We start from the raw sequence: 10,636 nt of genomic DNA, 5'->3' as shown, positions 1-10,636 counted from the left end.
GCATGGGCATCCTGCCGCTGGAGTTCATGAAGGGCGAGAACGCCGAGTCCCTGGGGCTCACCGGCTTCGAGACCTATGACATCACCGGCGTGGCCGACGGCCTGAGCGTGCGCAAGGAGCTGGAGGTCACGGCCACCAACGCCGAGGGCAAGGCGACCACCTTCCGCGTGACCTGCCGCATCGACACCCCCGCCGAACTGGCGTACCACCGCCACGGCGGCATCCTGGAGTACGTGCTGCGGCAACTGGCCGGGAACGCCTGACCGCGAGTGCCCTGGCGGTCAATTCGAACTGACCGGCCCATTCCACACGATCAGGATCAGTCCCAGGGTCATGCTCGCCACGGCCAGGAGCCGCACCCCCGCGGCCCCCTCGCCGAGCAGCCGTATCCCCATGAGCGAGCCGATCAGGATGCTGATCTCCCGGGCCGGAGCGATGTGGCTCACCGGGGTGATCTGCAACGCGGTCAGCACGAGGATGTAGGCCAGGGGATTCAGCAGCGCCACCCCCAGGGCCTCGCGGCGGTGCCGCAGCCAGTGGTGGCGCAGCTCGGGGCGGCGGCGCCAAGCGACGGGCGCCAGCAGGATGGTGCGCCCGCAGTTGGTGCCCCAGTCGAGGAGCAAGGGCGCGATGCCGATTGCGCTCACGGCGTTCTTGTCCCACAGCGTGTAGCTGGCGATCACCACCCCGGTGGCCAGGCCGTACGTCACCGCGGCCCCCGACGGCGCGCCGCGCCGGGACCAGGCGCCGGCGCCGCTCAACACGAAGACGCCCGCGATGATGAGGATACCGCCGGCCATGACCCCGGCGGTGGGACGCTCCCCGAGAATCAGCACCGCTCCGATAACGGCCAGAAAAGGCCCGGTGCCGCGGGCCAACGGGTAGACCACGGACAGGTCGCCCACCCGGTACCCGCGCTGCAGGACTCCGTAGTAGAGCGTGTGCAACACGCTGCTGCCCGCGATCACGGCGACCATCGTCGTGCTCAGGTGGGTCGGGCGGTACCAACACCACGCCAGCACCGCGGGCAGGTACAGGCCAACGGACAGCACGCCGAACAACCACTGGAACGCCGGCCCGCCCTGGGCCTTCTTGAGCAGCAGGTTCCAGGTGGCATGAACGAAGGCGGCCGCCAGGAGGAGGCTGAGAGCGAAGAGAGTCATGATCAGACAGACACCTAGACCTGATGGGGTCCTTCTGGCAAGAAGGTGGGGCCATGGAGGAGGAACGGCTCTCGGTCCGCATCGTCCGGCGCATCAACGAGGTGACGCGGGAGGCGTGGGATTCACTGCTGCGGGACGGCTCGCCGTTCATGCGCTGGGACTGGCTGGACTGCCTGGAAGACACCGGCTGCGTCTGCGACCAGACCGGCTGGGCGCCGCACCACCTCGTGGTCGAAAAGGGGAAGGACCTCCTCGGCGCCTGCCCCATGTACCTCAAGTCCCACAGCATGGGGGAGTTCGTCTTCGACCACCAGTGGGCCTCCTACGCCATGCAGTCGGGCATCCAGTATTACCCCAAGATGCTCGTGGGCGTGCCGTTCACGCCGGTGGCGGGCTCGCGGTTCCTCACCGCGCCGGGCATCGACCGCAAGGGCATCATCGCCATCCTGGGCCGCGCGCTGGTGGAGATCTGCCGCGGCAATGAGCTCTCGTCCATCCACATCAACTTCTGCGACCGCGAAGAGATGGAGGCGCTGGAAGACCTCGACTTCATCCCCAAGATCGGGCTCCAGTTCCACTGGCAGAACCGTGACTACGGGACCTTCGACGACTACCTGGGCGCCTTCCGCAGCGATCGCCGCAACAAGATCAAGCGCGAGCGGCGGGAGCTGGACAACCAGGGCATCCGCGTCCGCGCCCTTCCCTACGACGAGATCACTCCGGACGTCCAGCGCACCCTGTTCGAGCTCTACAAGCACCACATCGACCACCTCTACTACGGCCGGCAGTACCTGAACCGCCGCTTCTTCGACGATCTGCTGAAGCGCCCCTACCCCTTCATCTGCCCCGTCGTCGCCCAACGCGACGGCCGCATCATCGCCGGCACCTTCAACATCCGCGGCCCCGACGCCCTCTACGGCCGCTACTGGGGCGCCTTCGAGGACCACCGCTACCTCCACTTCAACGTCTGCTACTACGGCGCTATCGAGCACTGCATCAACGAGTCCCTGGCGCGCTTCGAGGCCGGCGCCGGCGGCAGCTTCAAGAACCTCCGCGGCCTCGAGGCCGCCAAGACCTACAGCGCCCACTACGTCCAGAACAAGCGCTTCAGGCAGGCCCTGGAACGCTACCTGCAGGAAGAGCGCTCGGAGACCCTGGCCCGGCAGGAGTATCTGCTTGAGGGAAGCCCGCTGAAGAAGGGGGAAGGAGACTAGTCAAGGACGCGTCGCGCCCGAGGGTTCATCAACTCACGCGCACGGAGATCCGGTGCATCGAGTTGTTGAGGTATCCCTTGGGATTCCACGCGATGGCGAAGGGCTGGCTGGTTCCGGTGTCGTCGGTCGCCCGAGCCCAGACCTCGTAGTAGCCCTTTCGAGGAAATTCCAGCATCGCCCACCACCGCCGCCACGCATGGCGGTTGGCCGGACGCGCGAGCGCGGCCTTTTGCCAGGAAGCCCCGAAGTCGATGGAAACGTCGACCCGCGCAACCTCATTGTCACCTGCCCACGCGTGCCCCGCCACCGCCAGGTCCCGGCCTGTGACGGAAAGCCCGGTCCTCGGAGTGGTGATCAGGGATTTCACCGGCATGGAACCGATGATGGCCATCGAGCTGTCCGGCACCTTCTCGCCGGGCTCGATGGGGTATTCCGGGACGCGGTAGGCGCCGCCGGTCATCTTTGCCCCGTCATGCACCATGTCGCGCAGCCAGATCCGAGTAAGCCACTTCTGGGAGCAGGAGCCCGACCAGCCGGGGACCACCAGCCGCAGCGGCGCGCCGTTCATGGGATGTAGCGGCCCGCCGTTCATGCCGAAGGCGATGAGGTTGCCGGGGTCCATCGCCTTCTCGATAGGCACCCCGCGGGAAAGCGGCAGCTTCCCCTTTTCGCCGGACACATGTGTATCGGCGCCGACATGAGCCGTGTAGACGACGTTCTCCTTGACGCCGGCAGCTTTCAGAACGTCGGCGAGACGGACACCCGTCCACTGCGAACAGGCCACCGCGCCCAGCGTCCACTGGTTGCCGCCCACCCGCGGGCTGAAAAACGCCCGGCCGTTGCCGCCGCATTCGATAGTCAGCCGCCGCGTCACGACCTCGAAACGCTCCCTCAGGTCTTCGATGCTCAACGTCATGGGCCGGTGCACGAAACCGTCTATCCGCAGACGCCAAGTGGCGGGGTCCATCTCCTCGGGAGCGATGCCGTTGTTCCGGATGAAGTGCCGAGCCGTCGGCGTGACCGGGTCATCCAGCAGATGAGCCGGCGTTTCGGCGTTCAGCGGCCGACGGCTGAGGACGGTGAGACCGTCCTTGCCCTCGATTCCCGGCGGATCGGCGGCAAGAGCCTCCGGACTGAAACCGGCCGGCATGTTCCGGTGGAAGGGAATCGCCGCGCCGACCGCCGCCGCCATGGCTGCAACGCCGGCCCCCTTGAGAAAACCGCGGCGATCCGTGGGACTATCCCTCGTACTCGAACACCAGCTCCCCGTCCTTCTCGTCGACGCGGACGCGGCCGCCGTTCTGGAGCTGGCCGAAGAGGATCTCGTCGGCCAGGGTTTTCTTGATCTCATTGTCGATCAGGCGGGCCATGGGGCGGGCGCCGAAGTGGGGGTCGTAGCCGCGCTCGGCGAGCCAGGTGCGGGCGGCGGGCTCGAGCTGGATGGTGACCTTGCGTTCGTTCAACTGGGCGTCGAGCTGCGTGATGAACTTGTCGACGATCTTCTCGATGACCACCGGGCTCAGGGAGTTGAAGAAGATGGTGGCGTCCAGGCGGTTGCGGAACTCGGGGCTGAACATCTTCTCGATGGCTTCCTTGCCCTTGCCGACGTTGGAGTTGTGGGCGAAGCCCAGGGCGGTGCCGCTCATCTCCCGGCCGCCGGCGTTGGTGGTCATGATCAGGATGATGTTGCGGAAGTCGGCCTTCTTGCCGTTGTTGTCGGTGAGCGTCGCGTGGTCCATGACCTGCAGCAGCACGTTGAACAGGTCCGGGTGCGCCTTCTCGATCTCGTCCAGCAGCAGCACCGCGTAGGGGGTCTTGCGGATGGCGTCGGTCAGGAGCCCGCCCTGGTCGAACCCCACGTATCCCGGAGGCGCCCCCAGCAGCCGTGACACCGTGTGCTTCTCCATGTACTCGCTCATGTCGAAGCGCAGAAACTCGATGCCCATGATCTGGGCGAGCTGCTTGGCGGCTTCGGTCTTGCCCACGCCGGTGGGCCCGGAAAACAGGAAGCAGCCGGTGGGCTTCTCTGGCTGGCCCAGGCCGGAGCGCGAGAGCTTGATGGTGCTGGCCAGGGCGTCGATGGCCTCGTCCTGGCCGAAGACCACGAGCTTCAGGTCCCGGCCGAGGTTGCCGAGCTGCTCCCGGTCCGAGCTGGAGACGCTGCGCGGCGGGATCTTCGCCATGGTGGCGACGATCTGCTCCACGTCCTTGGGGCCGATGGTCTTCTTGCGCTTCTCGGCGGGTTGGATCCGCACCGACGCGCCGACCTCGTCGATGACGTCGATGGCCTTGTCCGGCAGAAAACGGTCGTTGATGTGCTTGGCCGAGAGCTTGGCCGCGGTGCGCAAGGCCGGCTGGCTGTAGGTCACGCCGTGGTGCTTCTCGTAGTGGGGCTTCAACCCCTGGAGGATCTTGACGGTCTCGTCGATGCTGGGCTCCGGCACCTCGATGCGCTGGAACCGCCGCGACAGCGCACGGTCGCGCTCGAAGTAGCTCCGGTAGTCGTGGTAGGTGGTGGAGCCGATGCACTTGATCTCGCCCGACGCCAGCACCGGCTTCAGGATGTTGGAGGCGTCCAGCGAGCCGCCGCTGGTGGCGCCGGCGCCCACCACGGTGTGTATCTCGTCGATGAACAGGACGGCGCCGGGCTTGTCCTTGAGCGCCGTGATCACGCCCTTCAGGCGCGCCTCGAACTCGCCACGGAACTTGGTGCCGGCCAGCACCGCGCCCATGTCCAGGGCGTAGATGCGGGTGTCCTGCAATGCTTCCGGAATGTTCTGCTCATGGATCCTGAGCGCCAGCCCCTCGGCGATGGCGGTCTTCCCCACGCCCGGGTCGCCCACGTAGATGGGATTGTTCTTGCGCCGCCGGCACAGCACGTGGATGGTGCGGGCGATCTCGTTGCTGCGGCCGATGAGCGGGTCCAGCAGGCCCTTGGAGGCCTTCTCCACCAGCTCGGTGGTAAAGGCCTCCAGCGGATTGCGCTGGGGCGCCTGCCCGCCTTCCTCGTCCTCCTCCGGCCCGGGAGTGTGCGGCTGCGGCTCCTCCTCCGGCAGCTTGGAGACGCCGTGCGAGATGTAGTTGATGAGATCGAAGCGGCTGATGTCCTGCGCTTCCAGCAGGTAGCGCGCGTAGCACTGCTGCTCGCGGTACATAGCCACCAGCAGGTCGCTCCCCTGGATCTCGGCCTTCTCCGAGGTCTGCGCGTGAATGAAGGCGCGCTGGACGATGCGGTGGAAGCCCAGGGTCTGCTCCGGCTCCTTCTCCGTGCCCTCAGGCAACGTCTCCAGGCGGGTCTCGAAGAACTCTTCCAGCTCATGCCGCAAGCGGTCGAGGTCGCCGCCGCAATGGACGATGACTTCGCTGGCGTGCGGGTCGTCGAGGAGCACCCACAGCAGGTGCTCGACGCAGACGAACTCGTGCCGCCGTTGCTTGGCTTCGTCGTAAGCCGCCTTGAGCACCGCTTCCAGATTCTTGGTGATCACGTCATTTCCCTTCGAAGCTCACGCCGCTTCGGAACTCATTCCTCTTCGATGGAGCACTTGAGCGGATACTCGTACTGGCGCGCCAGGCTCTCCACGGTTTTCACCTTGGTCTCCGCCACTTCGTAGGGATAGACCCCCGCCACGCCGATGCCGTTCCGGTGCACGTGCAGCATGATCTGCACCGCCTCGGTGTTTTCCTTGTTGAAGACGTACTCCAGGATCTGCACCACGAACTCCTTGGTGGTGTAGTCGTCGTTGTGCAGCAGCACCTTGAAGAGCGACGGCCGCTGGAGCTTCTTCTTGGTCTCGACGACGACTTCGCGATCCAGATCGTGTTCGCGCTTGCTCATGGAGGGCCTCCCGAAGAGCCAACCGTGGCGTCCATGTTAGTACGACCGGGGCAAGTAGATCAATGGATGACCCGCGGCTACCGGTTCAGGCGATGGGAACGGTGCGCAGGTGTGTCTCGACGGCATCGACGACGCGTGCTTCCAGCGGCAAGTTCGCCTTCTCCGCGCGCCAGTGCTGGTGGAAGAGTTCCACTGTTTCACGTGCGGTATCAAGGACCAGTCTTTGCGGCAGGCGTGCCTTGGCAGCGAGATGCAAGATCTCGTCTTCCGAGAATTGATCGAACCGCTTGGTGCGGCTGAAGTTGAGTGCCGCCTCGCCGTCGGGGATGTAGGCGACGGTAGAAACGAAGTCATAGGCCGGGGCCAGTGCCGCATGACGCCGGTCGGGATAGATCAGCGACCAATTCTTGAGATGCATGTCGGCATTGCCGACCAGCGTGTTGAAGGTCAAGCGCCGGATGAACTCGGCGATATCGTTCTCGCCGCACTCGGCGCCGAGCACGGCGGCGATGCTGCGCGCGCTCGCCCGCTTGTACTTGTCGCCGGGATAGACCCCGAAGACCTGCGCGAAGTCCTCCATGTGTACGGCGGTGCCGTCCTCCCGCCGATCAAAACGCCGGATGGCGAGGGCCTGTCCTTCAAGCGTGCCGATGCCCCGTGGCAGGTTCTCGATCTCATCCAGGTCCACGAGTTCCAACGCGGGCACCTCGATGCCCACCAGCCGGGCGAGGGTCAGCATCGAGTACTCGTTCTCCGGCACCCGGCGGAATTCACGTGACGGCAGCTTCACGATCCACGAGCCTCCGACCCCTTTGGCCGGAATAGTCAGGCCGCCACGAGCATTGTGAATCGCGGAGAACTTGATTTGAACGCCGGCGAGCGAGAAACGCAGCGCGCTTTCATGAGGGTCCCGACGTCCCACGTCGCCCCCGGCTTGGGCATCGACAGGCCACGGTTCGCCGTCGGCCGGCACGACGGTGACGGCACCCGGCAGGTCGCTTCCCAAGACCCAGAGCAGAAAGAACTCGCGTGAGGGATGAACGCCTGCGCGTTCGGCGAGATAGTCGCGCAAGGGACCTTCGGGCAACAGGTTCGAGAAGAAGGGCGGCACCCTTACGCGGGTAGGCTTGACGTCCGTGATCAACTGTCCCAGGACATCCTTGAAGGCCAGCCCGAGAACCGGACGGCCATTGTCGTCGATGTAGTCGTCGTTGAAAGCGAAGATCGTGCGGTCGCCGCCGACGCGTGTCATCGTGCCGATGGACGTGCCGTAAAGCCGCACGTCGAGGACGGTCACGTCAGCCATCGTCCTCATCGTCCAGGCTGTAGGCCGGCGGGACCTCCACCAGCGGCCCACCGCTGCCGCGGTGTCCCTGAGCCAAACCCCTGACAATCGACCGGACCGCCGGGACGCCCCTTCTCGGCACGAGAACCAGTTCCAGATCGAGAACCCGGGCCAACTCCACGAGACTGGAGGTCCGCAGATCTACCGCACCGTTCTCGATCTTCGAGATGTGGCTCTGCGGAAGGCGTGACTTGGCACTGAGTTCACGCTGGCTGAGACCTTGAGCCTCACGGGCCGTTTTCAGGGTATCGATGAGTTGCTCGAGTAGATATGTCGCCATGATCGCTTGAAGTAGATCATATGCGACAAATATATGTCAAGACATATCGATCGATCAGCCTACACCGGATGGTGAACCGCGGTAATGCGATTCCGCTTACGCCTTCTTCCAGCGCGGCACCCTGTCCCGGTGCGGGATGCCGTCGCCCAACAGCGTACGCCCGCCCAAGGGAAAGTTCTTCGGCGGGACCGCGCCCATGCACAGGAACACCACGTCCCGCTTCGAATCGTTGCCGATGGCGCGGTTGACCTCGGGGCTCACGCGGATGACGGTGCCCTCGGGCATGGGAATCCGGCGACCGTCCAGGATGATGGTGCCCTCGCCCTTGAGGGTCATGAACACCTCTTCCTGCACCTCGTGCTGGTGCACGTACTCCGCGCCCTTGCCCGGCTTGATGCGCACGATGCCGAATCCGACACCGGTGCACTTGAGCTTGCGCGAAAGGAACTCCTTGTCCTTCACGTCCTTCAGGGGCATGGACATCTTGTTGTACTTGGCCATGGCAACCTCCTTGAAAATAAGTTTACCTCGTGACCGCGCCCTCCGAGGCCGACGACACGAGGCGGGCGTACTTGGCCATGACGCCGCTGGCGTAGCGCGGCGCGGGTGCCTGCCACTGGCGCAGGCGCTTGTCCATCTCCTCCTCGGAGATCTCCACGTCGAGGCGCCGGGCGTCGACGTCGAAGGTGATGGTGTCGCCGTCGCGCACCGCGGCGATGGGTCCGCCGCGGGCGGCCTCCGGGGCCACGTGGCCGGCCATGAGGCCATGGGTGGCGCCGGAGAAGCGGCCGTCGGTGAGCAGCGCCACGGACTCGCCCAGGCCCGCGCCCACCAGGGCCGCCGTGACGCCCAGCATCTCGCGCATGCCGGGGCCGCCCATGGGGCCCTCGTAGCGGATCACGATTACGTCGCCCGCGTTGATCTCGCCCTGCTGCACCGCCTTGAAGGAGTCCTCCTCGCGATCGAAGACCCGCGCAGGACCGCTGTGGCGCGTGCGCTCGTGCCCGGCCACCTTGACCACGCAGCCCTCGGGCGCCAGGTTGCCCTTGAGGATCACCAGCCCGCCGGTGGGTTTCAGCGGTTCGGACACGGCCCGCACCACTTCCTGGCCCGGCGTCTCCTGCGCGTCATGCACCTCCTCGCCCAGGGTCTTCCCGGTGACGGTCAGGCAATCGCCGTTGAGCTTGCCCGCGTCCAGCAGGCGGCGCGCCACCAGCGGAATGCCGCCGGCACGGTAAAGGTCGTTGGCCACGAAGCGGCCGCCGGGCTTCAGGTCGGCGATCAGCGGGGTGTTGGAGCTGATACGGTCGAAGTCGTCAATGCGCAGGTCCACCTCCGCCTCCCGCGCCACGCCGAGCAGGTGCAGCACGCCGTTGGTGGAACCGCCGGTGGCCGCGATGGATGCGACCGCGTTCTCCAGCGCCTCGCGGGTAATGACCTGCCGCGCGGTCAGGTTCTTGCGCACCAGCTCCATGACCAGCTCGCCGACGCGGTAGGCGACGTCGTCCTTGGTATCGTCCATGGCCGGCACGCTGGCGCTGCCGATGGGCGAGATCCCCAGGATCTCGAAGGCGGTGGCCATGGTGTTGGCGGTGAACTGGCCGCCGCACGCCCCCGGACCCGGACAGGCGTTGCTCTCCAGGTCCAGCAGCTCGGCGTCGGTCATCTTCTTGGCGGCGTGGGCGCCCACCCCCTCGAACACGTCCTGGATGGTGACGTCGCGTCCCTGGAACCGCCCCGGCATGATGGAGCCGCCGTAGAGCATCAGCGACGGCAGGTCCAGCCGCGCCAGCGCCATGACCGTGCCCGGGATGGTCTTGTCGCAACCCGACAGCGCCACCACCGCGTCGAACAGGTGCCCGCGGGTCACCAGCTCGATGGAGTCGGCGATGACCTCGCGGCTGATGAGCGAGGCCTTCATCCCCTCGGTGCCCATGGAGACGCCGTCGGAGACCGCCACGGTGTTGAACTCGATGGGCGTTCCGCCGGCGGCGCGCACCCCCTCCTTCACCTTGGCCGAGAGCCGGCGCAGGTGGAAGTTGCACGGCATCACCTCGATCCAGGTGTTGGCGATGCCCACCAGCGGCTTGTTGAGGTCGTCGTCGGTCAGCCCCACCGCCTTGAGCATGGCCCGGGACGGCGCCCGGTCCGGCCCCTGGGTGATGGTCCGGCTGTGCCGGTTGAGTGCTTCAGCCATTTCCGTCTACTCCTTCCCTGCGGCTCCCGGGAGCCTGTCCGAATAGTCGAACCGTCCTTCGACTTCGCGACGCTCTGCGTCGCTACGCTCAGGACGAACGGACAAAGGCATCACAACCGTTCGTCCTGAACCCTTCGCCCAGCTCGGGACAGGCTCCTAGTCGTCCAGCCACATGAGCTTGGCCGGGTTGTCCTTGAGCATGATGGATATCTGCTCCTTGGTGATGCCGAAGCCCAGCAGGGCGCGGATGAACACGCGCATGCCGTCGACGGCCTTGAGGTGCAGCACTTGGCCGAAGTCGCTGCCAATGATGCAGCGTTCGGGGCCGATCTCCGCGATGGTCTTGACGGTCTCCATGGGGTCGGCGATGGGCTGGTACAGGCTCGGGATCATGGGCTGGCAGTAGGTACCCACGTAAACGCCCAGGTCCGCCAGCTCCTTCATCTCGTCCAACAGCAGCTTGTTGAGCTCCAGCAGCGGATGGTCCAGGGTGGCGCGCACGCCCAGCTCCCTGGCCTTCTTGCACAGCGGCAGCAGTTCCTCGAAGTCGGTGTGGCCGAAGCCGATGCCCACCTTGTTCTCCACCGCCATCTTCATGATCT

Annotated in this window: 11 protein-coding genes; 2 read left to right on the top strand and 9 right to left on the bottom strand. The window is 65.9% G+C overall.

All coding sequences use genetic code 11. The features are described 5' to 3' along the window. The coding region (locus tag OXU42_18970; GenBank protein MDE0031468.1) for a hypothetical protein at nt 1-263 on the top strand (263 nt) is incomplete at its 5' end. 18 nt (nt 264-281) lie between these two features. Here the strand turns inward: OXU42_18970 and OXU42_18965 are convergent. Further along, entirely contained in the window at nt 282-1,163 is an 882-nt protein-coding gene (locus OXU42_18965; protein ID MDE0031467.1) for a DMT family transporter, read from the bottom strand. A 53-nt stretch (nt 1,164-1,216) separates the two neighbouring features. Here OXU42_18965 and OXU42_18960 point away from each other — a divergent pair, with 53 nt between their 5' ends. Continuing rightward, entirely contained in the window at nt 1,217-2,377 is a 1,161-nt protein-coding gene (locus OXU42_18960; protein ID MDE0031466.1) for a GNAT family N-acetyltransferase, read from the top strand. Nucleotides 2,378-2,405: 28 nt separating this feature from the next. Here the strand turns inward: OXU42_18960 and OXU42_18955 are convergent, their stop codons facing one another. The 8 genes from OXU42_18955 to OXU42_18920 form a co-directional block, all read right to left on the bottom strand. Then, a complete protein-coding gene (locus tag OXU42_18955) occupies nt 2,406-3,728 on the bottom strand; it encodes a sulfite oxidase (protein ID MDE0031465.1) in 1,323 nt (440 codons plus the stop codon). After that, complete coding sequence (gene clpA / locus OXU42_18950; protein MDE0031464.1) at nt 3,616-5,862, bottom strand: ATP-dependent Clp protease ATP-binding subunit ClpA; 2,247 nt, start codon at nt 5,860-5,862, stop codon at nt 3,616-3,618. The genes OXU42_18955 and clpA overlap by 113 nt, the downstream gene beginning before the upstream one ends. 35 nt (nt 5,863-5,897) lie before the next feature. Beyond that, the gene (clpS, locus tag OXU42_18945; protein MDE0031463.1) at nt 5,898-6,212 is read right to left on the bottom strand and encodes an ATP-dependent Clp protease adapter ClpS; all 315 of its coding nucleotides are present in this window, start codon (nt 6,210-6,212) and stop codon (nt 5,898-5,900) included. An 85-nt stretch (nt 6,213-6,297) separates the two neighbouring features. Then, complete coding sequence (locus OXU42_18940; protein MDE0031462.1) at nt 6,298-7,518, bottom strand: type II toxin-antitoxin system HipA family toxin; 1,221 nt, start codon at nt 7,516-7,518, stop codon at nt 6,298-6,300. Further along, nucleotides 7,511-7,837: a helix-turn-helix transcriptional regulator gene (locus tag OXU42_18935; protein ID MDE0031461.1), complete on the bottom strand. Its 327-nt coding sequence runs from the start codon at nt 7,835-7,837 to the stop codon at nt 7,511-7,513. The genes OXU42_18940 and OXU42_18935 overlap by 8 nt, the downstream gene beginning before the upstream one ends. Nucleotides 7,838-7,933: 96 nt before the next feature. Continuing rightward, nucleotides 7,934-8,338: a cupin domain-containing protein gene (locus OXU42_18930; GenBank protein ID MDE0031460.1), complete on the bottom strand. Its 405-nt coding sequence runs from the start codon at nt 8,336-8,338 to the stop codon at nt 7,934-7,936. A gap of 22 nt (nt 8,339-8,360) precedes the next feature. Then, entirely contained in the window at nt 8,361-10,034 is a 1,674-nt protein-coding gene (gene ilvD, locus OXU42_18925) for a dihydroxy-acid dehydratase (protein MDE0031459.1), read from the bottom strand. A 156-nt stretch (nt 10,035-10,190) separates the two neighbouring features. Continuing rightward, nucleotides 10,191-10,636, bottom strand: a 446-nt coding sequence (locus tag OXU42_18920) for a DUF6282 family protein (protein MDE0031458.1), incomplete at its 5' end; no start/stop codon positions are given.

It is taken from the genome of Deltaproteobacteria bacterium, from assembly GCA_028818775.1.
In the GTDB taxonomy this organism is placed as follows: Bacteria; Desulfobacterota; Binatia; order UBA9968; family JAJDTQ01; genus JAJDTQ01.
This window is presented reverse-complemented; position numbering and strand designations above follow the sequence as displayed.